Raw genomic sequence first — 23,269 nt, 5'->3', positions numbered from 1 at the left:
CTAGGCGGCGTCGGTGTAGCCCTGCGAGATTTCGACGATGTTGCCTTCGGGGTCGGCGACCCAGACGGTGCGCCAGCCGGGGATGAAGGCGTCGAAGCTGAAGGGGCCAAGCGTCACCCTGGCTTCGTCGCCCATCGCGGCGAGCGTAGCATCAACATCGTCCACTTTGAAGGCAATATGGCGCCAGCCTGGGTACCCCGGGCCATCGTTGCCGGCTTTTTCCACCGGCGGCGCTTCTTTTGTTTCGAACAGTTCCAGATAGGCCTCGCCTGCGCGAAGAAAGACGATCTTGCTCTCGCCCAGGTCGATGACCCGGGCGCGCTGAAAACCGAAGTGCTTGACATAAAATGCTTCGACGGCTTCGGCATCATTGCAGGTGAGGGCCATGTGATGAAATTGCATGCAACCTCCTTGGTGCTAAGACTAGGAAATAGGAAATAGGAAATAGGAAATAGGAAATAGGAAATAGTCGGGCGCATGATGCCGTGATGGAGGCATCCGAACGGTAAAGTAACTTGAAGCCCTGGCTAACGGGCGGCGAGTTGATCAATGATCGAGCGTGCCAGCAAGTGGCAATGCCCGCCCGTGCGGGCCGTCGTCAGGTCGCCGTCAATGACGAGATCCTGATTGGTATAGAGTGCGCCCATATTTTTCGCGTCGCTGATCAGGTTGTTATGCACGGTGACTGGGCGCCCGCGTACCAGTTCCGGGGCCGGGGCAACGAGCCACATCCCGTGACAGATGATGCCCTTGATGATGCCCGGCTCGGCAAAGGCGCGTTTGAGAAACGTGGTGGCGGGCGGGATCTTCTCGGGATCCTCGGTATAACGCAGGCGATCCGAGACAATGCCCGATGGCACAATGATCGCCGCGTAACTGCGCAACTCCTCATCGCTCATACCCTCGAACGTCTCGTGGACCGTCAACGGCGCACGATACTCGTGCCCAAGGAAGCTCAACGACGGCTGCCCCCACAGACGGGTGAGGAAATGCAGTTCGATACCTTCTTCAACAAAACGATGCTTGTAATAGAAGATTTCGTCTTCGTAGAAATCGCTTTCGATCAAGACGCCGACCTTCTGACCCTGCAGCTTCATCCTTCGTCACCTTTCGCCCCGCTAACGGAGCCCACTGCTTGCTTGTTTTAAGACCCAGTACTTTGCAAAGAAGACCTCACAGGGCTGCTCGTTGGCATTGGGACACCATCATCAAGACCTGTGAGGTCGCTTCGCGTCCTTCTTTGCAAGGTATTGGTTTTAGACCTGCAGTTGCTTCCAGGTCTCGGGGATCGAGTGGTGCAGTTCGTAGTCAAGCAGGAAGAGCGTTACATCGTTGGGCAGATATTCTTTGACGGCAGCAATCATCTTCTCCTGGGTGGGGCGAGTTGCGGCCAGGGCTTCGAGGGACGTGAGTTGCTTGACGGCATCGAGGAAGGTGTGGATGTAGCCGCGCTGCCACTCAATGATCTCTTTCGACGAGGGCGTCGCGCCGTGACCGATGTACAGCAGCGCATTGTCGGGGAGTTCTTTTTCGAGCCGATCAAGGGCACGCAGCCAGTTGGGGGTATGCCCATCGCGGAAGAAGCAGTGGGTGTGATTGGCAACCGTGTCACCAACAAAGGCGTGCAAGACGCCGTCTTTCTCGAAGCTCCACATGCCGTCGCTGTCGGATTCAGCCGGGCCGAGGTCGGTGAAGGTGAAGGTGACGCCATCGAAGGTGATCGTAAAGCCGTCGCTGATGATCTGATCAGGGAAGACGCGCTCGTCGGGGAAGTCGTCGCCAAAGAGGTACTTGGCAATCGCGGCTTTGGCGACGTCTTCGCGGATGGCAAAATCGAGACAACCCTGCGAGCCGTAGCGGGGCAGGTCGGCAAATTTCGCCAGGCCAACGTAGTGATCGGGGTGGCCGTGGGTCATCAAGACCGCCTTGAGCGGCTTGCCAAGCGCCTCGGCTTTGGCCCGGAATTCACTGGCGCTCGAGAGGGCCAAGGTGGCATCAACCAGCACCACCGAGTTTTCTAACTCAACGATGTAGGCATGCACGTGATCGCGTGGGAGCTCGACAAATTTGCCGTCGAAGGTGTGAACAATGGGGTAGGTGGACATATGTGGTTACTCCTTGGTTACAGCTACGTTTTTTGCGCGGGACAAAAGCCCGCGTAGCGGGCTTTTCTCTCAATGAAGCAAACAGCCTCACCCTTCGCTGATCTGGCGGAGGAAAGGTTCAAATGGTTTCGAGTCGTGGAAGTTAGCCATGTACGCGATTTTGCCATCGCGGAATTTGAAGTAGTTCATCACTTCAGCCTCGATGGCTTCGTCGGGATATTTGGCGGCCAGGGCCGAGATATGTGAGACGGCGGCCCCTTCGTCGCCACTGACAAAGATCGTTTTGGGCACATTCTGGAATTTGGCGTAGGCCTGGCCCATGCCTGCCATCATGCCACGCAGGGTGGTGAGCCCCGAAATATGCCCGGCGAGTTGCTCGTCCATCTCTTGATCATCGGTGAAGAGATCACACCAGGCATCCCAGTTGCCTGCGTTGGCGTATTCGTAGTACTTTTCGAGAATCTCGCGATTGCTCATGCTGTCATTCTCCGTTTGAGGGCAATACTTTTCAAATAAGCTCACGCGAAGACGCGAAGACGCGAAGGGTTACGCTCACCTACGCAAAAACCTTTGCGCCTTTGCGCCTTTGCGTCAAAAGAGCCGCCTTATTTGCAAGGTATTGCGTCTAAGGGCTACAACCGGGCGAAGCCGGGTGCATACTTGAAGGGTTCGACCGTGGCGTTATAGCTTTCGATCACCATGCCAAAGGCATTCTTGTCGGAACTCCGTACCGTCCAGCGCTGCGTTGCGTCCATCGAGACGCGCTTGCTCTTGGCGGCGGGCGCTTCCCACCAGCTTGCCTGCCAGCCGACAATCACGTCGAGCACGGCGGTGTCGCCGTCGATCTGCATCTCGACCTGTTGCACGTAGTGGTTTTCGTCGAAGAAGAGGTTGGTGACACGGTCGTACCAGGTTTTGAAGCTGTTGTAGTCGCGAATGTCGCCGTCAGGGAATTGCATATTGAGACCCTCGTCGGCGAGCAGCGCATAGGCCTGTTCGATGGGCACATGAAAATCGAGGGCTTCGTACCAGGCTGCGACAAATCGCCTGATGGCGGCTTCGGTCAGGGTCGTTGAGTCACTCATTGGGATCATCTTCCTTTAGCTTGCTTCAGCCTGAGGTGGGGCACGGTTGTGCTAGACCTCACCTCACGCACAATCTTATTGGCCACACGTTGCGCCGACACGTTCGGGATGCACATCGCCTTCGAGGGCGAGATCAATCAGGAATGGCCCCGGATGCTCGAGCATCTGCTTGATCGCCCCGGCGACCTCTTCCGGTTGTTCGACCCGTACACCCGCAACCCCCATCCCTCGGGCTATGTCAACGAAGCCGAGCGGTGGGCTCGACAGGTCAAAACTGAGCGGGTAGTCACGTTTGGGCAGGCCCTGGTCTTTCCAGTATTGGTCAATATTGAGCTGGAGCAGACGGTAGGACGAGTTATTACAGACGATAAACTTGACGTCAAGGTTGTGCCGTGCGGCGCTCCAGAGCGACTGGATCGTATACATCGAGCCGCCATCGCCGCTAAAGCCAAGCACCGTTTTGGTGGGATTGGCGAGTTTGGCTCCGATGGCCCCGGGGAAACCGATGCCGAGTGAGCCACCGCGGGTCAGGAAGTATGCGCCGGTGCGTTGGGGCGGCCAGTAGCGTACAAGTGCCGGTGACGAAGTCAGCGCCTCATCGACGATGATCACATCTTCGCTGGGCAACTGGGCGACCAGTTCTTCCATAAAACGGCTCATCTTGAGCGGCGTGCTGTCGCGAACAGCCTGATCGGCCTCGAGCAGGCTGGCGCGTTTTTCGGCATTGCGCTGACCGATAGCGGCGGCGCGAGCCTGGGCGGCGGCGCGTTGTTCGCTTGAGAAGCTAGCATCAATGGCCTCGGCGAGCAGCCCAAGGGTAAGCTTGGGATCAGCGAGCACGCCGAGATCGACCGGGTGGTTTTTGGCGATCGCCCCTGGATCAAGGTCAATATGGATCACCTTCGCGCCCTCGGCGAAGATCGGGCCAAGCTCGGGAAAGACTTCGGGCAGCATATAGGTGCCGCAGACCAGATTGACATCGCCCTTCTGGGTGATGGGCTTGCTGGCAAAACCAAACATATGGCCGGTCATGCCCTGGTAGAGCGGATGATCGTAGGCCATATTGACCTCGCCCGAATCGGCCTCCCAGACTTCAGCGCCGAGCAATTCGGCGACTCGTGTCAGTTCGGCCTGCGCCCCCGAGTAGGCCACGCCGTCGCCAACAAAGATGATCGGCGTGGCAGCGGCAACCAGCATCTGGGCCATCGCGGCGATCATCTCGCCAGCTGGTGCCACCCGGGTCGAAAAGAGTGACGTAGGCATGACCGGCTCGACGGCGGGTGCATCGAGCACATCGGCGGGCACACAGACATAAACCGGCCCCATGGGAGGGGTTGCGGCGATCTTGATGGCCCGCCGAATCACGCGCAGCAAATTGGCTGGTTCGAGCACCATCGTTGACCATTTGGTGACCGGCTCGGCGAAGGCGACCAGATCGCCATACATCTGCGACTCGGTATTCATATAGCGCAGGCCCGCGTCGCCGCCGATCACCACGAGCGGCGAGTGACCGCGTTTGGCCTGATAGAGTGCGCCGATCGCATTGCCCAGCCCTGGCGAACTATGCATCTGTACCAGGGTTGGGCGCTGGGTGGCACGGGCATAGCCATCGGCGGCCATGACCGCGACTGACTCCTGGAGCGTCAGAATATACCGCATCTCGGGATAGTCCGCGACCGCATCAAGGAACCCCTGCTCAACGGTGCCGGGGTTGCCGAACATGAAGTTCATGCCATCGGCAAGAAACTGTTCAAGAATGGCTTGATTGCCAGTACGTTTGCGCATACGCTCGATCTCTCCCTGGGCTCGGGCTAGCGGGCCTGCCAACCCGAGCGTGAACTGGCTACCAACCGTAGCGGCGCAGACCATGTTCGAGCACCTGAACCATCAACTCGCCGACCAGGCGTGAATCCTGGGTCGAACGTCCACTCAGGAAGGGATAATCCAGGATGGTCGAAATCGTGCGGCCCACGCCACCGTGGAACTGCCCATCGGGGCCGGTGGCATCGCGGAGAATGAATTCGAGGGGATAGAAAGCCCACTTGAAGTTGTGGTCAATGCCCAGCACGCCGGTTCCATCGTGCCAGTCGTACTCAATCGCGTGGCCGGTGACATGCTTGCCCCAGATGATGCTCTTGCGCTCGGTGAAGTCGCGCGCAAAGGCGAGGGCGGTGACGGCATAACACTCGGCGGCAATCAGCTTGCCCTGGGCCAGGAAGCCAAGAATGACATCGTGCAGACGAATGTTGTTGCACATATCGATCATCGGGCCGCTGCCGCCCACCATCAAGAGGGCATCGTACTGCTCGAGTTCTTTCCAGCAGGCATCCCGTTTGGTGTGATACTCCTCGAGGGCATGCCCAAAGTTGGTCGAGTTGAAATAGGGCCGCTCGGGGAACCAGGCCTCAAGGTTGAGCGGATTGGCGAGACGACCCGAATCATCAACCTCGGCGGTCTTGCGGGCGTAATACTCGTCAACGACGACCTTATCGAGTGGCGGATCGAAAAAGCCTGGTTCTTTGCTGGGCGGCAGGGCATAGGGGCGCTTGCCCGTCGGCGTCAGAAAGGTCGCCTCGTAGCCATGCTCGTCAATGACATCAAGTGGGCCAATCAGTTCCTCGCCCCAATACCCGTACTCCGAAAGGACAACCAAGATCTTCCTGGTCACAATGAACCTCCTCGTAAAGTAAGCAGCGTCCCCTCATCAATCCTTGTCCCAATATCGACTGGAACGTTGACGTCAGCATTGTCGTTGGCTCAGCCGACCTTTCCGGAAAAGGTCTGTTACTCTATACTGGCGGGCTAGGGCATCTTGCCAACAGGTATCACGCCCTTCCGCGAAGACCGGCCAGAACACCCTGTAGGCGCTGGCGCACCCCTCGTGGAAACGGTTCGCAGCGACGCAATGCTCGGCCCGGCCAGGGCGCACACGAGCATTGCAGTCCATTGGGATACCAGGGCTACTATAGTTCGGTGAGCGTTAAACCAGCATTAATTGGTTGGCTATCCTTACGGCCAGATCGTTAAGAAAAAGCAAGGCTATCGCTTAACGCTTTTGGCCGATCGAGCGAGATTGTCTGAACGATCACTTAACGGCTTCGCGCCATACTAACTCTGATTGCTCGGCCAGGGCATCGTTTACGTTGCAGCAAGAACATGCAGCCTTCCTTGAGGGCTACGAGATGCGTTTGTGTCGTGTATACCGTACGTATGAACAGCCGCCAGATAGCGCCTATGGAAAAACTACCAGAGTACCGGGTCTATCTGCTCCGCTGCTGGCAAGAGCGCAGTCAGAAGGAGCCATCACAGGCAAAGTGGAACTTCACCATTGAAGATCCCAAGACCAGGCAGCGCCATGGCTTTCCTGACCTTGATAGCCTGACAGCCTTTCTCAAGACACAACTGGATTGTGGTTCTGACGGTGAAGAGAAGACCCCCGAGGTGTGAGGGGTAGCAACACCCGAGTCTAATGTGCAAGGAGCTTGATGTGGACAGTATGCGGTTTTCGTTTGCCGATACAATCTCAGGCTATGTCACGCAGTTCAACCGAAGCGAAAAGAGCTTTACGCTCAAGACGAGTGATGGACGTGAATTCAATGTCGTGCTCACTCCGGCGGCCTACGGGCGCATTATGCAGAATCTCGAAGAGTCGTACATGGATTGTACGGGTCGCTTTGGGAGCTTGATTGCCCCTGGTCAGTTTTTGCATGTCCACGGGATCTTCTATCCCAAGGGGGAGAGCTACACCTTCGAAGCCAAGTTCCTTGTCTTTCCGGGTGATAACCCCACCGCGTACCGCCAGGAAGAGCCAGACTGGTGGATCAATCAGATCCGTTCGATCGCCGATAGCTATGTGCGCTGGCAATTCAACTATCCCAACGAAGCGATTGACTACCGCAACTATCGTACCTTCTTGCACCTCGGGGGTACCAAAAAGGGTGACTTTTTGCAAGAGACCGATACCATCTCGCGGATGGTCTATGGTCTGGCTTCGGCCTATATGTTGACGGGCCAAGAGCATTTCCTTGAAGCTGCCGAGAAGGGTACCGTCTATTTGCGCGAGCATATGCGTTTCTATGATCCCGACGAGGATCTGGTCTACTGGTACCACGGCATTCAGGTGACCGGCAACCGCGAGCAGAAGTTGCTCACCTCGGAATTTGGCGACGATTATGACTCGCTGCCGATGTACGAGCAGATCTACGCGCTGGCCGGGCCTATTCAGACCTATCGCATCACAGGTGATCCGCGCATCCTCTATGATGCCGAAAAGACGATTGATCTCTTTGATAAATATTATATTGACCGCGAGCAGGGCGGATATTTCTCGCACATTGACCCGATTTCGCTTGACCCACGGGCCGAGACGCTCAACCACAACCGGGCGCGCAAGAATTGGAACTCGGTCGGCGATCACGCCCCCGCGTATCTGATCAATCTCTATCTGGCGACGGGTGAGCAGCGCTATGCTGATTTCCTCGAGAACACCTTTGATACGATTGCGCGCTACTTCCCCGACTACGAGCATAGCCCGTTTGTGCAAGAGAAGTTCTTTGAGGATTGGAGCCACGATACGACCTGGGGTTGGCAGCAGAACCGTGCGGTGGTCGGGCACAATCTGAAGATTGCCTGGAACCTGATGCGCATGCAGAGCCTCAAGCCCAAAGAGGAGTATGTCGCCCTGGCGCGCAAGATTGCCGAGTTGATGCCCGCGGCGGGCAGTGACCAGCAGCGTGGCGGGTGGTATGATGTGGTCGAGCGGATGCTTCGCCCAGGTGAAGAGCACTATCGCCATGTCTGGCACGACCGCAAAGCTTGGTGGCAGCAAGAGCAGGGCATTCTCGCGTATCTGATTCTGCACGGCATGCTGAAAGATGACGAATACCTGAAACTCGCCCGCGAGTCGGCCTCGTTCTACAATGCTTTCTTCCTCGATCACGACGATGGCGGCGTCTACTTCAATGTGCTTGCCAATGGCCTGCCGTACCTCACGGGAACCGAACGCCTCAAGGGAAGCCACTCGATGAGTGCGTACCACTCCACCGAATTGTGCTACCTCTCGGCGGTCTATACCAATCTGCTGATTACCAAACAGCCCTTGACGCTCTACTTCAAACCGCAACCGGGCGGCTTCAAAGATAATATCTTGCGTGTCCAGCCCGACATTCTGCCCCCTGGCAGCATTCGGATTGACCAGGTCTGGATTGATGATGCGCCCTACGCCAATTTTGATGCGGCTGCCCTGACAGTCACCTTGCCAGCTAGTGAGACCTCGCTGCGGGTGAAGGTGACGGTGGTACCTGTCTAAACCTCTGACCGGCTGGGGGTTTGGGGGCCTGCGGCCCTCAAGCATCTTCGGTTCACTGGTTGCCCACGCCAGCCACGCTGGCGTGGGCAACCAGTGAAGCACCGGATTGCAGGGCGTCAGCCCTCAATGTACAGGAGTCTCATGGAAATCACGATTACGACACGCAACCAGCTTACCCTTGCCACCCTTGTGGGCGAACTTGATGGCAAGACTGCGCCGACGGCTCAAGAGCACATCGTGCCGCTCTGCCAAGCTGGCAGCCGTGTGTTGCTCGATATGAGCCAGGTGACCTATATGTCGAGTGCCGGTCTGCGCCTGATGCTCTTGCTCTATCGTCAGGCCACCAGCACGGGGACGACCCTGGTTCTGGCGGGGCTTGCCGAGGATCTGCAAGATACGATGTCGGCCACCGGTTTTTTGACCTACTTTACGGTCTACGACACCGTCGAGGCGGCTGAGGCGGCGCTCGGTCAGTAACGCTTGAGGCAAAGGGACGCTTATGAGTAATGCAGATCTGCAACGCATTGATATTAATCCGACCCATAGTTACAACGGCTTCAAGTTGCGTCCCGGCAAGCCCTTGCCATTTGGCGCAACGCTGGTGCCAGGGGGCGTCAATTTTTCGATCTATTCGAGTCATGCAACGGCGTGTACTCTGGTGCTGTTTGTCAAGGGTCAGCCGCAACCCTATGCCGAGATCCCCTTTCCCGAGGAGTTTCGCATTGGCAATGTCTATGCGATGGTCGTCTTTGATCTCGATTATGAAAATATCGAGTATGGCTACCGCATGGATGGCCCGTTTGATCCGCCGGTCGGCCATCGCTTTGACCAGAGCAAGATTCTGCTCGATCCGTATGCCAAGGCGATTGGCGGGCGTGATGTCTGGGGTGTGCCTCCCGATTGGAACAATATCTACCATTATCGGGGACGGCTCACCTTTGATGATTTTGACTGGCAGGGCGACCGCCCGTTGCAGATCCCCAGCGAAGACCTGATTATCTACGAGATGCATGTGCGCGGGTTTACCCGTCACGCTTCATCGGGCGTCAAGCACCCTGGTACCTTCGCTGCCATTCGCGAGAAGATCCCCTACCTCAAAGCGCTGGGGGTCAACTGCGTCGAATTGCTGCCAATCTACGAGTTTGACGAATTCGACGGGAGTCGTCCGCATCCCTGGGAAGAGGACAAGCTCCTGATGAACTACTGGGGCTATAGCACGGTCGGCTTTTTTGCGCCCAAAGCGGCGTATGCGGCAACCGGGCGGTTGGGCATGCAAGTTGACGAGTTCAAAGCGCTTGTGCGTGAGTTGCACGCCAATGGCATTCAGGTGTTGCTTGATGTCGTCTTTAACCACACCGCCGAGGGCAACGAGATGGGGCCGATGATCTCGTTTCGGGGCATTGATAACAAAACCTACTATATGCTCACGCCCGATGGCTACTACTGGAACTTCAGTGGTACCGGCAATACCTTGAACTGCAACAACCCGCTGGTGCGCAACATGGTGCTCGACTGCCTGCGCTATTGGGCATCGGAATACCATATTGATGGGTTCCGCTTTGACCTGGCGGCCATTCTGGGGCGTGACCCGATTGGCATTCCACTTTCGAACCCGCCGTTGCTTGAGAGTCTGGCGTATGACCCGATCCTAGCCAAGTGTGAATTGATTGCTGAAGCCTGGGATGCCGGGGGTCTCTACCAAGTCGGCTCCTTCCCCGCATATGGGCGTTGGGCCGAGTGGAACGGCAAATACCGTGACGATATGCGCCGCTTTCTCAAGGGCGATATGGGGATCATCGGCGCAGTCGCCCAGCGCCTTCAGGGTTCACCTGACCTGTATGCGTGGCGTGGCCCGACGGCGTCAGTCAATTTCTTCTGCTGTCACGACGGCTTTACCCTTGCCGATCTGGTCTCGTATAACGACAAGCACAACGAGGCCAATGGGTGGGGCAATACCGATGGTGGCAACGACGACCATAGCTGGAACTGTGGGTTTGAGGGGCCAACTGATGACCCCGCGGTCAACGCCCTGCGCATGCGTCAGATGAAGAACGCCTTTGCGTTGCTGCTGGTGAGCCAAGGTGTGCCGATGTTCCTGATGGGTGACGAGGTTGGGCATAGTCAACAGGGCAACAATAACACCTATTGCCAGGACAACGAGCTAAACTGGCTTGACTGGGCGTTGGTCGAGCGCAATGCCGAACTGTTGCGCTTTGTTCAGCGGTGCATTGCCTTTCGGCATGCCCATCCGGTTCTGCGCAACCGCGAGCATCTGCGCAACTACGACTATGTTGGCAGCGGGTATGCCGACATTAGCTGGCACGGTACCCGCGCATGGCAGGCCGACTGGTCGGGGACGAGTCGCATCATCGCTTTTATGCTCTGCGGCAAACATGCGAAGAGCGGGACGGTCACGGACAGCTATCTCTATGTGGCGGCGAATATGTATTGGGATGCGTTGCCATTTGAGTTGCCCGGTCTGCCCGAGGGGATGCACTGGCATCTCTTTGCTAATACAGGGGCTGTCCCTGATGCGTATGAACCTGGCAGCGAACCACGGCTTGAGCCGCAGCATGAAGTGCTGATTGGTGGACGGAGTGTGGTCATTCTGGTTGGACACGAGTGAAAGGAAGAATCATGGCCTTTACCTGTACCCTCACGCTGAACAACGAGGTTGCGCATATCACGCTGGCGGGCGAACTGGATGCTGCGGTCGCCCCGCAATTTCGGGCGAAGATCGAAGAGGCTGCCGCTGCCAAGGTGACGCGCCTTGTGCTCTTTATGAGCGAGTTAGAATACATGGCGAGTGCGGGACTTCGTTCGCTTGCTTTTGCCAAGCAGAAAATGGGTGCGAATGTCGATATCTATATGGTTGGCGTGCAAGAGACGGTCGCCGAAACAATCACGATGACCGGCTTTCACAACAGCGTGATCATGGTCGAAAGCTACGATGAAGCGTAAGGGCGACGCAACGACGCTTGCTGCGTGAGCGATACCGAGGGGAGGCTGCGCCGGTGTGGTCACCTGGGGTAGCCTCCCCTCAAGAGAGCAACCTATGCATGTGCTCACTGTACCAGCCGATCTTGATTCACTGGATGATGTCGGCAAATATGTGGTTGAGGCAGCGTCTCAGGCCGGGCTTGACCGCAAAGCAGCCTATCGGCTGCGCCTGGCCGTTGATGAGATTATTACGAATATTATTAACTACGGTCACACCGAGGTTGGGCTTACGGGTGACGTGACCGTGCGGGCAGCGATTGAAGCTGACACATTGACGATTATCCTGGAAGATCGGGCGCGACCCTTTGACCCCCGTGAACGGCCCGACCCCGAAGATCTCGATCGCCCCCTCGAAGAACGCAACATTGGTGGTCTTGGAGTTTATCTGGCCCTCAAAGGGGTTGATTATTTCAACTACGAATATGTTGATCAGATGAACCGCAATATTTTTGTGATGTATCGACCTCTGCAAGCATAAGGGTGGAGCTATGGCGGCCCAGACGATCCTGATTATCGACGAACAAGCCGAGCGACGCAATCTGCTCCGCGACCAGCTTGAAGCCCTCGGCTATGTGGTGACGGCCCTCGACAATGGACGCGCAGCGCTTGATTTATTAAAGACCCAGCGTTTTGATCTGGCCCTGCTTGAACTTGGCTTATGGGGGGCAATCAATAGCTACCAGGTTCTGGAGCGGATGCGTGCCACTGGTGCGCTCATGATGACACCGGTGCTCATGATTGCGCCCGACGATCTTGACCCTGGCCTGGCCCGCTGTTTCGAGATGGGGGCCGTTGATTATATCCCGGCTTCGTGTTTGCCCCCGGTCGTCAAGGCGCGGGTGCAGGGCATGCTGGCGCAACGCACGTTGCTTGAACATCAACAGAATGATGATCAGCAAGAGACCTTGTTGAAGATCGAGCGTGATGTCCAGATTGCCCGCCAGATTCAACTGGGCTTTCTGCCGAGTCAGTTGCCGCAACTCCCTGGCTGGGAGATCGCCGCCCGGTTTCATCCGGCGCGTGAGGTCGCGGGCGATTTTTATGATGCGTTCATGCTGACCCAGAATCGGCGCGTTGGCTTTGTGATTGCCGATGTGTGTGACAAGGGGGTTGGGGCCGCCCTCTTTATGTCTTTGTCGCGTAGCCTGGTGCGGGCTTTTGCCCAGCAGCACTATAGCTTGAGTGACTGGACCAACGTGCTTGGCGGTTCGGGGGATGCCTTGACCCCTGTCGCGCGCCGCGAAAAGGGGCGGCAGGCTCTCCCGACGATTGGGGCGGCCTCGCTCAAGAATGCGATGGTGCTGACGAACAACTATATCACCGACAACCATCTGGATATGAATATGTTCGTCACGCTCTTTTTTGGCGTCTTTGATCCGGTGACTGGTGCGCTGATCTATGCAAATGGGGGCCATTGTCCGCCGTTGATCGTTGGTCCTGATGGTGTCCGCACAAAACTCGCGATGACTGGACCGGCGGTGGGCTTGATCCCTGGGGCCGATTTTAATATTGCCCATGCCCAGATCGATCCGGGCGAGATCCTCTTCTGTTATAGTGACGGGGTCACTGATGCGCGTAACCCCGAGCGCCAGTTCTTTGGCGAAAAGCGCCTGCTCCAACTCTTGGCCCAGCCAGCCGCGTCGGCGACCGAGGTACTCGATCGGTTCGAACGCAATCTCCAGGCCCATATTGCTAGTGCTGACCAGTTCGATGACATTACCATGCTGGCGATTCAACGGATCGCCGCCTGAGCCTTGATGATGTTCCATCTCCAAAGGGAGGCTGTGCGCTGATGGTTGAGTGTGTCGTCTTTCATTCGGCCCGTGCGGGCATCGGCAAATCGACGCTCGCCGCCAATACTGCCGCCCTGCTTGCTCGGCGTGGTCAACGGGTTGGCCTGCTTGATGCCAATGTGCAAGAGGGTGGACTGACCTCCTTTTTTGGCCTCGAGGTGACAGCAATTGGCGCCACGCTCAACGATTTCTTACTTGAGCGCTGTGAAGGTAAGGACGCCTGGTATGATGTCACCCCCAACTGGCAGCTTGCGCCTGGGTCTGTTATGATGCATCAGACTGGATCCATCTGGCTGATGCCGGCCAGTCCACGGTTGCGTGATCGTGCGGCCTTGCTGCAGAACGGCTTTCGGATCGAGCGCATTACCGATGATCTGATCGCGATGGCAGAGGCGTTGCAGCTTGATACGCTCTTGATTGATACGCATGCCGGCATTCAAGAAGAGAGCATGCTGGCGATCCATTCGCTGGCCGTCGCTCAGACGCTGGTACTGGTGCTTCAGCTCGATCAGCCTGATTATGCGGGGACAGCGGTGGCAGTTGATATTGCCGAGACGCTGCGGGTGCCGCAGATTGTGCAGGTGGCCAATCAGATCAGTACGCTTTTTGATCCGGTACGGGTCAGCCAAGAGTTAGCTCAGACCTACCGCCATCCTGTGTTGGCGTTGCTTCCTTATCATCCCGAGCTTGCTGCGCTGGGTAGTGCCGACCTCTTTGTGTTGCGCTATCCCGAGCATGCCATCACCCGTGTCTTTGCGCATGTGGCCGAGGCATTGCTGAGCCACCTTGATCCGTTCCCGGCCATCGAACAACCACCCGGTTGATCGTAGTGAAACAGAGAAGGGCAACCTATGTCAAAGATTATCTCGATCCACTCGTTTCGTGGTGGCACCGGTAAATCGAATACAACGGCGAATATCACCGCACTCTTGGCCCAGCGTGGCCTCCGGGTTGGGGTGGTCGATACTGATATTCAGTCGCCGGGCATCCATGTGCTCTTTGGTCTGGATGAAGAGCATATCAGCCGCTCGCTGAACGATTATCTCTGGGGCAAGTGCGAAATTAAAGACGCGGCGATGGATGTGACCTCGATTTTGCAACAGCTCAAGCCCGGTCTCACGGGGCAGGTCTTCTTGATCCCGTCGAGTATCAAGGCAGGTGAAATTGCCAAGATTCTCCGCGAGGGCTATGATGTGGGGTTGCTCAATGATGGGTTTCAACAATTGCTCGAAGACCTGCAGCTCGATGTGTTGATGATTGATACCCACCCTGGTCTCAATGAAGAGACGTTGCTTTCGATTGCGATTTCGGATGCGCTGGCGATCATTATGCGCCCCGATAACCAGGATTATCAGGGCACCAGTGTGACAGTCGAGGTCGCCCGCAAGCTTGAGGTACCCAATTTGCTCTTGGTGGTCAACAAGGTGCCGCCGGTCTTTGACTTTGACCATGTGCAGCAGAAGATCGAGCAGACCTATAACTGTCGTGTTGGCGCAATTCTGCCCCACTCTGACGAGATGATGGTCTTGTCGAGTTCAGGCATTTTTGTCTTGAAATATCCCGACCACCCGATGACGGCGCGGCTCGACCGGCTGGCATCGTTGCTCATCGCGTAGACAATGTTCAAGGGGACGTGACGTGATGGATCGCCCTGCAACACAACCTGGATGGGGGTTTCTGGTGCGGATGGCCCTTCTGGGGGCCGTCCTCTATGCTGCTACCTCGTGGGTGACTGTCTTTGCGACGACCAGTTCAAGTGCGATTGCAGGTAATCTGCGCCCCGGCGTGGCGATCCCGATCTTCTTCGGGTTTGCCTTTGGCCCGCTGGTTGGGTTTGTGGTGGGCTTTGGGGGCAATCTGCTGGCTGATATGCTCACCGGGTTTGTCCACTTTCCGCTTGATGCTTCCTCACCCCAGGCGCTTGCGGCGAGTTTGCAGATCAACTGGCAAGTCGCGAATGGGCTGCTGGGCCTCATCCCCGGTTTTGCCGTGCTGCGTCAGTGGTGTTATCAGACGCGGGAAGGCTTGCTGAAAGCGCTCGGGTTGACTTCGCTTGCTGTGGTGGCGGCGGGTCTCTTTGCGGCGGTGCTCGATCCATTTGTCTTTGTCTATGAGGATCAGACGACGATCTGGCAGACGGTGGCGCGTAACAATCTTCCTCTGGTGCTGATTAACTGGATCTATGCGGCGGTCATTGTGCCGATCTTGCTCTTTAACTATGCCTATCGTCACCTCTATGGGCCAGCAATGTTTCGCGCTGGTTTGATGCAGCGCGTCTTGCTGACCGTCGTGATCTCGGCGGCTGTGCCGATCATTATGCTCAGCCTCTTTCTCCTCGAGGCAAATGCGCGCCTCAATGGAGGTTGGGCAGGTGCCTTTGGGGGGGTCTTTTTTCAACTGGCCGTGACGATTTTGATGACGACGGTCTTTATTATTACCAATGCGGCGTTGATGGCGCAGAGTATGACGCGGCCGCTGATTGATTTGAGCGAGGCCGCCCGTGCGATGGAAAAGAATACGCTCACGGTGGCCCAGGCCGAGACGTTGAAAGCAGCCACAGGTGATGATGAGATCGCACAGTTAAGCCGGGTCTTTGGCACAATGGCCCAGGAAGTGATCCAGCGCGAGCAGGATCTGCGCAAGCATGTGCAGGATCTCCAGATCATGATTGATGAACATAAACGCAGCGATCAGGTCAAGGAGATTGTGGAGACTGACTTTTTTCGTGATCTGAAGCAAAAGGCACGCGAGATGCGTGAACGTGGCAAGGCGCAGCCTGCCTCGACCAACGAATAGCGCAACATGACATAACTAAAGCCAAGTGCCTATGTGGAAACGACAACTGCTCCTCCCTGGTGAATTCGGACGGGTGGGCTTGCTGGCTTTTTTGCTCTTTACGAATACGCTGGTGCTCGAGTCGAGCGAGGTGATTGCAACGAGTGGCTTTGTGAGCCAGGTGGGCGTTGATCAGATCCTGGTCGTTTGGGCAACGGTCATGCTCGTGGCGATGGTGACGTCGAGTCTCTATGCCCTCGTGGTTGATCGCATTGACCGTGTCTGGCTCGGTGTCGCCCTCTTTTGCGGGGCCAGCCTGGTCTATCTGGGGTTGTATGCGCTCTTTGTCGCTGGTGCGCCTTCGTTTTTTGCCTATGGCTTGCTGGCGATCTTTACCGAACAGCAGTGGACACTGCTGCCCTTGCTGATCTGGACGCTCGCGAATGACCTCTTTTCCGTCGCTGCTGCCAAGCGGCTCTTCCCGCTCCTCTCGGCGTCGGTGCTTATCGGTGGCGTGGTTGGCAATGCGCTTGTTGCTGCCCTTGGTCAGTGGCTTGGTGCGGCGACGCACCTGCTGTTGGTGCTCAATGGGGTGCTTCTGTTGCTCGGGGCAGTGGCGCTCGCGGTGATACGCCTCCGTGTGACGCTGAACCTACCCTCGGCTGAGGCCGGTGACCACTTGCGCGATATGGTCAAAGAGGGCTTCGAGTTTGTCCGCGAGGTGCCGGCGTATCGCTTTCTTGCGCTCATCATGATCTTGATGGGTTTTGCGCTCAATACGATCCAGTATCAATTTCTGGTTGACCTTGCGGCGCACTTTACCGGCCCAGGCCAGTTGCAGACCTTTTATGGGCTTTTCAAAATCGCCAGCGTGCCGGTTTTGCTGGTGATCCAGGCCTTCCTGACGCCCTGGTTGCTCAAGCAGCCCGGGTTCAAAGGGATTTTTGCTGTGATGCCCGGCAGTATGTTCCTGGCGTTGCTGCTGATGCTCTTCTGGCTTGCGCCTGTGGGTGGCTTGATGTTGACCGGCGCAATCATTGGCAACTATCTCATCCGTCTCGTGCTGACGGGCATTGATCAGCCGGCGCGCCAGGCCTTCCAGGGCATGATCCCTGATCAGCGCCGTGGTCGTGTCAGTACCTTTATGGAGGGCTATCTCTATCCGGCAGGTTCGATCCTGAGTTGTCTCGTGACCGGAGGGGTGGTGCTGCTGATGCAGCAGGGTTGGCTTGCGCCCCTGGTGGGGCGTAGTCTCTATCTCGCGGTTGCGACGATCAGTGCGCTGGTTGCCCTGATGCTGGCGCGCCAGCTCTATCTCAGTTATGACCAGAGTATGCTCAATTGGCGGCTCAAGCGTCGCCAGCATCGGCGGAGTGTGCTCGATCAACTGGAATTCTAAACGCCTATGCGCGCACTTTCATGGCGTGAACACCTTGCTTTGCTTGTTCAGTTTGCCCTGTTCGCTCCGAGTGTGGCACGCTTTCCTTTTCTTGATCAAGAGATAGTGAAAGCATATCAATTGAAACGACTTCAAAAATTGGTTACGCTTGCTTATGATCATACATGGTTTTATCATCAGAAGTATGCAGCCGCAGGTATGCATCCTTCGGATATCCAGAGCTTTGAGGATTTCAAGGCGTTGCCGACGGTGACCAAGGACGAGTTGATTGCCCATGGCGAGGCGATGATTGACCGGCGTATTCGGCGTGACCGGCTGATCGTCTCGCGAAGCTCGGGATCGTCGGGCAAGTTTGTGACGGTTTATCTCGATAGCCAGAATTTTATTACGCAAGCGTTGCAGGTTATGCGTATGCTCAAAGAGTTTTATCCTGCCTATCACCCAACCGATCGCGAGCTGCTTGTCTATACCTCGCCCTATCCGGTGCGCTCGCTGGCCGGCTTGTACCGGGTGCATTATATCCATAATCTGCGCCCAGCCGCCGAGATCTTCGCCGCGATGCGTCGCCTGCGCCCGGCGATCCTGGCGATCTATCCGTCGATCCTGCGCGAGCTCGTTATGCTCTATGGGGCGCAGTGTGCGACCTTGGGCCTCAAGGCCATTGTCACCAACTCGGAACATGCGACGCAAGAGGAACGCGATTATTTTGCCGCGGTCTTTGGCTGCCCGGTCTTCGATGAGTATTCGTCGGAAGAGCTCGCCAGCATTGCCCAGCAGTGTGTTCACAAACGCTATCATCTTGTCCAGGATTGTTCCTATATTGAGTTGCTGCATCCTGATTGCGATGGCCCGGTCGCCCCTGGTCACCTCGGCGAGATTGTGGGTACCTGTTTGATCAATGCGGCGATGCCGATCATTCGCTATCGTCAGGGCGATATGGCGATCGCGGCTGACCATGACGCCTGTTCGTGTGGCAAGACGGCTCCGGTGTTGGCTGAATTGTCGGGACGCAAAAATGCGGCCTTCAAGCAGGCCAATGCCCCCGATATTCCGTCGGGGCGCATTCTCGACTGGTCGTACGATCTGGTGCTCAAACTCGCGCTTGATATCCGCGAATTTCAGATTGTGCAAGAAGCGTTGCATACGGTCAGGGTGCGCCTCGTCACTGGCCCGCTCTACCAGGCTGAGCGTGACCATGCCTTGGTCGCTCAGCATTTTTGCCAGACGTTCGGCCACCATTTTCAGGTTCGCGTGGAATGTGTGCCGTCCCTTGCCCGGACCCGTTCGGGCAAACATATCCCGATACAGTCGCTGCTGGGCGCTGCCTCTGCGCCAGGCGAGGCGGCAGGATCGATGACCAGAGGAGAAACCACATCATGAGCAGCGAAACCGACTCTGATGATTTGACGGCTCTCGTTCGTGGGATGAAGACGGTCACGTCCCCGATGCGGGCGTTGCTTGCCGATCTGCACCGCTCGCTGGCCCCGTTGTCTGAAGGCCATCTTGCCGCGACGCTGCCCGAGTTGGCGCGGGCCGATCCAAACTGGTTTGCTATCTGCGTGGTTGATACCAAAGGGCGGATGTATGAAATTGGTGATAGCCAGCAGGCGTTTACCATTCAGGCGCTGGCGCATCCGTTTATGTATGCTCTGGCGTTGATGGAAGAGGGTTCCGAGCGAATTCTGGCGCATGTTGGCGTCGAACCAGTCCACGAGAGTTTTCTCTTGAGCGATAATGCCGTCTTCCCCTTGCCCAATCCATTAGTTCCCTCGGGGGCACTTGGCCTGCTGGCCCTGTTACGGGGTACCAGTGTGACCGAGCGCCTCGAGAAGAATCTCGCCTTTTTTCGCCGCCTCGCCAACCATGAGATGGTGTCTGATGCCACGATGTTTACGGCAGCCCGTGCCGCAGGCCATCGCCACCGTGCGCTGGCGCATTTGATGTGCGACCGTGGCATGCTCTCTGAGGGCATTGAACCGACGCTTGATCTCTTCTTTCAGCAGCAGGCGTTGCTGGTGAACTGCCGTGACCTGGCGATGATGGCGGCAACGCTGGCTCATCATGGGCGCAATCCGGTGAGCAATGACGAGGTGATCGAGCCGCGGTATGTGCGTGATATCCTCAGTGTGATGTATACCTGCGGGATGCGTACGATGGCCGGTATGTGGGCCTATCGGGTGGGCTTGCCCGCCGAGAGCAGTAGCACCGGGGCGATTATGCTGGTGGTACCGGGGCAACTGGGCCTGGCGGTCTTTTCGCCGCTACTGAATGACCAGGGCCACAGCCTGCGTGGGATCAGGGTCTGCGAGGCCTTCGCGGATCACTTCGGCCTCCACATGCTCGCTCCGCCCGAGCAGCGTACCAAGCTCCAGGAAGCACTCAGCATGCGTGGATCTGCCGCGTCAGCGCGTTCGTCAACGCCGTAGCCAGGCTTGACCGGTTTGGGCGATTGTATCTTCCGTAACGCCGTAGCCAGTCTTGACCGGCAGGGCGATTGCATCTTCCGTGTATGCACCCGCCAGGGCACCCGCAAGGGGTGCCCGTACACCGGGCCCGGCCCCCGCCGGGGTGCGCCGGGGCCGCGCACACCACCACGACGGCCCGGCCGACCTGTAGGGGCACCCCTTGCGGGTGCCCTGATAGCGCGTCTTGTTGTATCCGGTTTCGTATGATGCAATCGCCCTGGCTTGACCGGTTTGGGCTGGTGCAATTTACATAGCGATGTTCTATAACGAAGGTTAAGGCTTATCGTGGATAAGCGTGAATGATCCGGACGTTCTTGCGCAAGAGGAGCATAAAGATGAAGGCAGATCTACCTTCGCCGGCTGGATGAGGCCGCGCAGGCGGCCTTCGCTCCCCAGGAGCCGAGCCGTTCACGGCCACGGCAGGAAGATGCAATCGTCCTACAGTAGATGACCGACCGGCTTTACAGCACCTTGATCCTGGGCTACAATTTGTGCATATCGTTGGAGGAAGCTATGACGACAAAATCAGTTGCGATCCACGAAGCCCAGCAACACCTCGCGGAATTGGTCGCTCAGGTCGCAACGGGAACCGAAATTATCTTACTCGATGGGCAGACCCCACGTGCGCGTCTCGTACCCATCGCGTCGCAGGCTGGGCAGCGTGTCCCAGGATTACATGCGGGCAGTATGCGCATGCACCCCGATTTTGATCAACCTTTGCCCGATGATGTTTGGATCGGAACGCCGTGAAGCTGTTGCTCGATACGCATACGTTTATCTGGTGGGACAGCGATCCGGCCAAATTATCCGCCACAGCGTTGGCGTTATGCAGCGACCCCGCAAATGACCTCATCCTCGGCGTGACAAGCGTGTGGGAAATGCACATCAAGTACCAGCTTGGGAATCAGTGCCGATCCCATTTTCGCAGCCTATCCTGTTCGTACCGCTTGGTAACGCCATCAACCTGGTGGGCGCCTCGCTTCCGTTTTCAGGCAGCATGAGCGCGGCGAAGAAGCGCCTAGCCCTGGTGGTGGCAACCCTCACCGGGAACGACGTCATCCTGGGCCAGATCACGGGCCAAGCAGTGGCCGATCCCCAGGCCGGTTCGGCGGCTGCGAGCGGCTTGCCAAACGGTCACGTCATCTGGAAAAAACCGTCATACCACCAACGCCTTCCATCGAAACCCTTAACTGCGCAGGTTCGCGTTGACCCACCGTATCCTGCGCACTCAACGTAGGCAGCACGAGGGCGCGACAAGCGGCGGAACCCACGCAACGCCAGGGCAGGCGGCGCAACCACTGCGGCGCATCGTGCAGCGCAGGGCGAGACGCTATCCCATACAACGAAGCTCCCGCCAAGCCACGAAGGGTGAGCGAACCTCCGCGCAAAACCTTGCGCCTTTGCGCCTTTGCGTCAAAAAAACCGGCTTTTTGGCAAGGGATTGGAGCGAGGCAGTGTATGATTATGACAACAATCGCAACATCCGCTCTATTTCAACTCTCATTTGTAGGAAGGCGAAAGCATGGTATAGTACGCAAGTGTCAATCTACCGGAAGACAGGTGAGTAAGCAGAACAGGGAATAAAAGAGATGCGTAAGGTACTAAAAAACAAACCTCTAATAGAAGCCATTTTTGAAGCTCACTGGGCACTAAAAGAGCAAATAGGTGATTTCAAAGTAGATCCTCATTATACAATCCTTCTTGGCCGAATGTTTGATCGGGTTCAGGATAATTACCCATTTCATGAACAGTTAGCAACAGCGAATATCCCTATAGAAATTGCCGGAAGAGTCGTTCAGCAACGATTCCGGGCAAAAGAAGGAGGCTGGCCTTTAGTGCAATTCGGTCCTGGTGTATGCACTTTAAATGATACTGACAGTTATGATTGGGAAAAGAGTTTCCGTCCAGGTATTGCAGACTTGATTCAGAAGCTATTTGAAGCATACCCGCGACCCGAAGATTTACAAATCGAAAATCTAATTTTGCGCTATATAGATGCTATTATTGTCGATTTTGAGAAAGAGAACGTTTTCGATTTTCTAAGGACAAAAATGAAGGTCAATGTCGATATTCAGGAAAACGTTTTTGAAAAAACCGGAATTACGAGAAGACCAGAAGTGCTAGATCTAAGGTTTGCGTTTCATTCGCAAACACCTGCCGGATCATTGCAATTAAGGTTTGCCAAAGGCAACCGAGAAGGAAAGGACGCCTTGATTTGGGAAACGGTTTTCAGTTCATCAGGAGAAGATGCACCCAAAGACATTAAGAGTATTATCGCATGGGCTGACAATGCCCATCAGATTACAAGCAATTGCTTCTTCGAAATCATTGATGGAGAATTGTTACGGAGGTTTGAGTAATGCGTACTATACCGTGGAATAATCCAAACGAAGATATATTGCCAGCGTTTGGTTTATACAGCCCAAATGCATCTTTGGAACGTATCGATATAAGTATAATCTTACGGCGCATTATTCAACACCATTTAAAGGCTGTCTCACAGAAGCTTTCGCCCGGCACTATTATTGATCCTTTTATTGTTGACACTTCTTCTGTCTTTCCAAGGGTTGAAGTAGTTAGCACTAACAGTACTATTTCTTCAACAGCAACTGCGTTTGACGCCAGCGCATGGGATATTGAGTATGAACATTTTGCGCTCCTCCGACCAACCTATGAAGCGCAAATAACAGCTAGAATAACAGACATCGAACGAGCCCGACCTTCTCGAATTGATGAGCAGGAGTGGTATGGCTAGGGAATACCCATGGTACGAAACAGCAAATCCCGAGGAAGGCATTACTCAAGGTGAGATCATACGAAATTGTCCGGTGGTTATACCACCAGACACTATAGATCTTGCGCATAACAGTATTGACGTCAAAGTCCGTAGTTATGACGTGATCATAATGAGTCAGGCTTGTGATTTAGAAAATCAAAAGTTAGACGTAGTGGTCGTCTGCGGGCTGTGGAAGTTTAGCGATTTTGAAGGCACGAATCAATATTTCAAGAGTAAGGCTGGAAAAGAAGCCTTACGCCGTGGCAACGTTCCCGGATACAATTTATTGAACAAATGCGATCTAGAGGGCGCGGAATTTGAGTTCAGTGTAGTTGACTTTCGCAATATTTTCGGATTGCCCTTTAATTTTCTAACGCAATTTACCAAGACAAATCCGCCCCGAGTCAGACTTCTTCCCCCATATAGAGAACACCTTTCACAAGCGTTTGCTCGTTACTTTATGCGCGTGGGTTTACCTGTAGATATTCCCTCGTTTTCCTGAACTGATTTTTCAAATGGTATCATGCGGTAGAATGCTGCACCGGGAGAGAAGCGACACAGGA

24 protein-coding genes and 1 pseudogene are annotated in these 23,269 nt (G+C 56.0%); 18 read left to right on the top strand and 7 right to left on the bottom strand.

From position 1 onward, the window contains the following. The 7 genes from EKD05_RS08030 to EKD05_RS08000 all read right to left on the bottom strand — a co-directional run bounded on the left by EKD05_RS08030 (position 1) and on the right by EKD05_RS08000 (position 5,858). Positions 1–402, bottom strand: a complete 402-nt coding sequence (locus tag EKD05_RS08030) for a VOC family protein (protein ID WP_129671917.1) — start codon at positions 400–402, stop codon at positions 1–3. 125 nt (positions 403–527) lie between these two features. After that, the gene (locus tag EKD05_RS08025) at positions 528–1,097 is read right to left on the bottom strand and encodes a DJ-1/PfpI family protein (protein WP_129671916.1); all 570 of its coding nucleotides are present in this window, start codon (positions 1,095–1,097) and stop codon (positions 528–530) included. 159 nt (positions 1,098–1,256) lie between these two features. Continuing rightward, complete coding sequence (locus EKD05_RS08020) at positions 1,257–2,105, bottom strand: MBL fold metallo-hydrolase (protein ID WP_129671915.1); 849 nt, start codon at positions 2,103–2,105, stop codon at positions 1,257–1,259. An 87-nt stretch (positions 2,106–2,192) separates the two neighbouring features. Beyond that, positions 2,193–2,582 carry a nuclear transport factor 2 family protein gene (locus tag EKD05_RS08015; RefSeq protein ID WP_129671914.1) on the bottom strand — a complete coding sequence of 130 codons (390 nt, stop codon included), beginning with the start codon at positions 2,580–2,582 and terminating at the stop codon, positions 2,193–2,195. A 155-nt stretch (positions 2,583–2,737) separates the two neighbouring features. Further along, entirely contained in the window at positions 2,738–3,190 is a 453-nt protein-coding gene (locus tag EKD05_RS08010) for a nuclear transport factor 2 family protein (protein WP_165360641.1), read from the bottom strand. A 75-nt stretch (positions 3,191–3,265) separates the two neighbouring features. After that, positions 3,266–4,975, bottom strand: coding sequence for a thiamine pyrophosphate-binding protein (locus EKD05_RS08005; RefSeq protein WP_129671912.1), 1,710 nt, complete (start codon positions 4,973–4,975; stop codon positions 3,266–3,268). A gap of 58 nt (positions 4,976–5,033) precedes the next feature. Next, a complete protein-coding gene (locus EKD05_RS08000) occupies positions 5,034–5,858 on the bottom strand; it encodes a type 1 glutamine amidotransferase domain-containing protein (RefSeq protein WP_129671911.1) in 825 nt (274 codons plus the stop codon). A gap of 566 nt (positions 5,859–6,424) precedes the next feature. On the opposite strand from EKD05_RS08000, the gene EKD05_RS07995 reads away from it, so the two are divergent. From EKD05_RS07995 to EKD05_RS07910, 18 genes and pseudogenes are all read left to right on the top strand, one after another. Beyond that, positions 6,425–6,637: a hypothetical protein gene (locus EKD05_RS07995; protein ID WP_129671910.1), complete on the top strand. Its 213-nt coding sequence runs from the start codon at positions 6,425–6,427 to the stop codon at positions 6,635–6,637. Positions 6,638–6,686: 49 nt separating this feature from the next. Continuing rightward, positions 6,687–8,498 carry an AGE family epimerase/isomerase gene (locus EKD05_RS07990; RefSeq protein WP_240695684.1) on the top strand — a complete coding sequence of 604 codons (1,812 nt, stop codon included), beginning with the start codon at positions 6,687–6,689 and terminating at the stop codon, positions 8,496–8,498. Positions 8,499–8,639: 141 nt separating this feature from the next. Next, a complete protein-coding gene (locus tag EKD05_RS07985; protein ID WP_129671908.1) occupies positions 8,640–8,975 on the top strand; it encodes an STAS domain-containing protein in 336 nt (111 codons plus the stop codon). Positions 8,976–8,997: 22 nt separating this feature from the next. Beyond that, complete coding sequence (gene glgX / locus EKD05_RS07980) at positions 8,998–11,124, top strand: glycogen debranching protein GlgX (RefSeq protein WP_205703890.1); 2,127 nt, start codon at positions 8,998–9,000, stop codon at positions 11,122–11,124. An 11-nt stretch (positions 11,125–11,135) separates the two neighbouring features. Beyond that, positions 11,136–11,459, top strand: a complete 324-nt coding sequence (locus tag EKD05_RS07975; RefSeq protein ID WP_097654175.1) for an STAS domain-containing protein — start codon at positions 11,136–11,138, stop codon at positions 11,457–11,459. Between the two features lie 94 nt (positions 11,460–11,553). Further along, the gene (locus tag EKD05_RS07970; RefSeq protein ID WP_129671907.1) at positions 11,554–11,976 is read left to right on the top strand and encodes an ATP-binding protein; all 423 of its coding nucleotides are present in this window, start codon (positions 11,554–11,556) and stop codon (positions 11,974–11,976) included. A 10-nt stretch (positions 11,977–11,986) separates the two neighbouring features. Then, complete coding sequence (locus tag EKD05_RS07965; RefSeq protein ID WP_129671906.1) at positions 11,987–13,249, top strand: PP2C family protein-serine/threonine phosphatase; 1,263 nt, start codon at positions 11,987–11,989, stop codon at positions 13,247–13,249. A gap of 41 nt (positions 13,250–13,290) precedes the next feature. Continuing rightward, positions 13,291–14,115 (top strand): P-loop NTPase, encoded by an 825-nt coding sequence (locus tag EKD05_RS07960; protein ID WP_129671905.1) that lies wholly within the window; start codon positions 13,291–13,293, stop codon positions 14,113–14,115. Positions 14,116–14,142: 27 nt separating this feature from the next. Then, the gene (locus tag EKD05_RS07955; RefSeq protein WP_129671904.1) at positions 14,143–14,907 is read left to right on the top strand and encodes a MinD/ParA family protein; all 765 of its coding nucleotides are present in this window, start codon (positions 14,143–14,145) and stop codon (positions 14,905–14,907) included. A gap of 25 nt (positions 14,908–14,932) precedes the next feature. After that, positions 14,933–16,087: an ECF transporter S component gene (locus EKD05_RS07950; RefSeq protein WP_129671903.1), complete on the top strand. Its 1,155-nt coding sequence runs from the start codon at positions 14,933–14,935 to the stop codon at positions 16,085–16,087. A 31-nt stretch (positions 16,088–16,118) separates the two neighbouring features. Next, positions 16,119–17,465 (top strand): Npt1/Npt2 family nucleotide transporter, encoded by a 1,347-nt coding sequence (locus EKD05_RS07945; protein ID WP_129671902.1) that lies wholly within the window; start codon positions 16,119–16,121, stop codon positions 17,463–17,465. Between the two features lie 6 nt (positions 17,466–17,471). Beyond that, positions 17,472–18,845, top strand: coding sequence for a phenylacetate--CoA ligase family protein (locus EKD05_RS07940; RefSeq protein ID WP_205703889.1), 1,374 nt, complete (start codon positions 17,472–17,474; stop codon positions 18,843–18,845). Beyond that, complete coding sequence (locus EKD05_RS07935; RefSeq protein ID WP_205703888.1) at positions 18,842–19,891, top strand: glutaminase; 1,050 nt, start codon at positions 18,842–18,844, stop codon at positions 19,889–19,891. Before EKD05_RS07940 ends, EKD05_RS07935 begins: the two co-directional genes overlap by 4 nt. Before the next feature lie 552 nt (positions 19,892–20,443). Then, complete coding sequence (locus EKD05_RS07930) at positions 20,444–20,680, top strand: type II toxin-antitoxin system Phd/YefM family antitoxin (protein WP_129671900.1); 237 nt, start codon at positions 20,444–20,446, stop codon at positions 20,678–20,680. Further along, positions 20,677–20,832, top strand: a pseudogene (locus EKD05_RS27155) (type II toxin-antitoxin system VapC family toxin); the annotation flags it as partial. The gene EKD05_RS07930 and the pseudogene EKD05_RS27155, both read left to right, overlap by 4 nt. 687 nt (positions 20,833–21,519) lie before the next feature. Further along, a complete protein-coding gene (locus EKD05_RS07920; RefSeq protein WP_129671899.1) occupies positions 21,520–22,290 on the top strand; it encodes a TIGR04255 family protein in 771 nt (256 codons plus the stop codon). After that, on the top strand, positions 22,290–22,685 hold the full coding sequence (locus tag EKD05_RS07915) for a hypothetical protein (RefSeq protein ID WP_129671898.1): 396 nt from the start codon (positions 22,290–22,292) through the stop codon (positions 22,683–22,685). Before EKD05_RS07920 ends, EKD05_RS07915 begins: the two co-directional genes overlap by 1 nt. Beyond that, positions 22,678–23,208, top strand: coding sequence for a hypothetical protein (locus EKD05_RS07910; RefSeq protein WP_129671897.1), 531 nt, complete (start codon positions 22,678–22,680; stop codon positions 23,206–23,208). Before EKD05_RS07915 ends, EKD05_RS07910 begins: the two co-directional genes overlap by 8 nt. Positions 23,209–23,269: the final 61 nt, after the last annotated feature.

It is taken from the genome of Candidatus Chloroploca sp. Khr17 (genome assembly GCF_004138165.1).
GTDB lineage: Bacteria > Chloroflexota > Chloroflexia > Chloroflexales > Chloroflexaceae > Chloroploca.
Note: the sequence above shows the minus strand (reverse complement) of the source record. Positions and strands in the feature narration are given on the sequence as shown.

What these genes read in the sequence shown, in the direction of transcription:
- EKD05_RS08030 (WP_129671917.1), bottom strand. Translation starts at nt 402, where the DNA reads ATGCAATTTCATCACATGGCCCTCACCTGCAATGATGCCGAAGCCGTC.
- EKD05_RS08025 (WP_129671916.1), bottom strand. Translation starts at nt 1,097, where the DNA reads ATGAAGCTGCAGGGTCAGAAGGTCGGCGTCTTGATCGAAAGCGATTTC.
- EKD05_RS08020 (WP_129671915.1), bottom strand. Translation starts at nt 2,105, where the DNA reads ATGTCCACCTACCCCATTGTTCACACCTTCGACGGCAAATTTGTCGAG.
- EKD05_RS08015 (WP_129671914.1), bottom strand. Translation starts at nt 2,582, where the DNA reads ATGAGCAATCGCGAGATTCTCGAAAAGTACTACGAATACGCCAACGCA.
- EKD05_RS08010 (WP_165360641.1), bottom strand. Translation starts at nt 3,190, where the DNA reads ATGAGTGACTCAACGACCCTGACCGAAGCCGCCATCAGGCGATTTGTC.
- EKD05_RS08005 (WP_129671912.1), bottom strand. Translation starts at nt 4,975, where the DNA reads ATGCGCAAACGTACTGGCAATCAAGCCATTCTTGAACAGTTTCTTGCC.
- EKD05_RS07995 (WP_129671910.1), top strand. Translation starts at nt 6,425, where the DNA reads ATGGAAAAACTACCAGAGTACCGGGTCTATCTGCTCCGCTGCTGGCAA.
- EKD05_RS07990 (WP_240695684.1), top strand. Translation starts at nt 6,687, where the DNA reads ATGCGGTTTTCGTTTGCCGATACAATCTCAGGCTATGTCACGCAGTTC.
- EKD05_RS07985 (WP_129671908.1), top strand. Translation starts at nt 8,640, where the DNA reads ATGGAAATCACGATTACGACACGCAACCAGCTTACCCTTGCCACCCTT.
- glgX (WP_205703890.1), top strand. Translation starts at nt 8,998, where the DNA reads ATGAGTAATGCAGATCTGCAACGCATTGATATTAATCCGACCCATAGT.
- EKD05_RS07975 (WP_097654175.1), top strand. Translation starts at nt 11,136, where the DNA reads ATGGCCTTTACCTGTACCCTCACGCTGAACAACGAGGTTGCGCATATC.
- EKD05_RS07970 (WP_129671907.1), top strand. Translation starts at nt 11,554, where the DNA reads ATGCATGTGCTCACTGTACCAGCCGATCTTGATTCACTGGATGATGTC.
- EKD05_RS07965 (WP_129671906.1), top strand. Translation starts at nt 11,987, where the DNA reads ATGGCGGCCCAGACGATCCTGATTATCGACGAACAAGCCGAGCGACGC.
- EKD05_RS07960 (WP_129671905.1), top strand. Translation starts at nt 13,291, where the DNA reads ATGGTTGAGTGTGTCGTCTTTCATTCGGCCCGTGCGGGCATCGGCAAA.
- EKD05_RS07955 (WP_129671904.1), top strand. Translation starts at nt 14,143, where the DNA reads ATGTCAAAGATTATCTCGATCCACTCGTTTCGTGGTGGCACCGGTAAA.
- EKD05_RS07950 (WP_129671903.1), top strand. Translation starts at nt 14,933, where the DNA reads ATGGATCGCCCTGCAACACAACCTGGATGGGGGTTTCTGGTGCGGATG.
- EKD05_RS07945 (WP_129671902.1), top strand. Translation starts at nt 16,119, where the DNA reads ATGTGGAAACGACAACTGCTCCTCCCTGGTGAATTCGGACGGGTGGGC.
- EKD05_RS07940 (WP_205703889.1), top strand. Translation starts at nt 17,472, where the DNA reads ATGCGCGCACTTTCATGGCGTGAACACCTTGCTTTGCTTGTTCAGTTT.
- EKD05_RS07935 (WP_205703888.1), top strand. Translation starts at nt 18,842, where the DNA reads ATGAGCAGCGAAACCGACTCTGATGATTTGACGGCTCTCGTTCGTGGG.
- EKD05_RS07930 (WP_129671900.1), top strand. Translation starts at nt 20,444, where the DNA reads ATGACGACAAAATCAGTTGCGATCCACGAAGCCCAGCAACACCTCGCG.
- EKD05_RS07920 (WP_129671899.1), top strand. Translation starts at nt 21,520, where the DNA reads ATGCGTAAGGTACTAAAAAACAAACCTCTAATAGAAGCCATTTTTGAA.
- EKD05_RS07915 (WP_129671898.1), top strand. Translation starts at nt 22,290, where the DNA reads ATGCGTACTATACCGTGGAATAATCCAAACGAAGATATATTGCCAGCG.
- EKD05_RS07910 (WP_129671897.1), top strand. Translation starts at nt 22,678, where the DNA reads ATGGCTAGGGAATACCCATGGTACGAAACAGCAAATCCCGAGGAAGGC.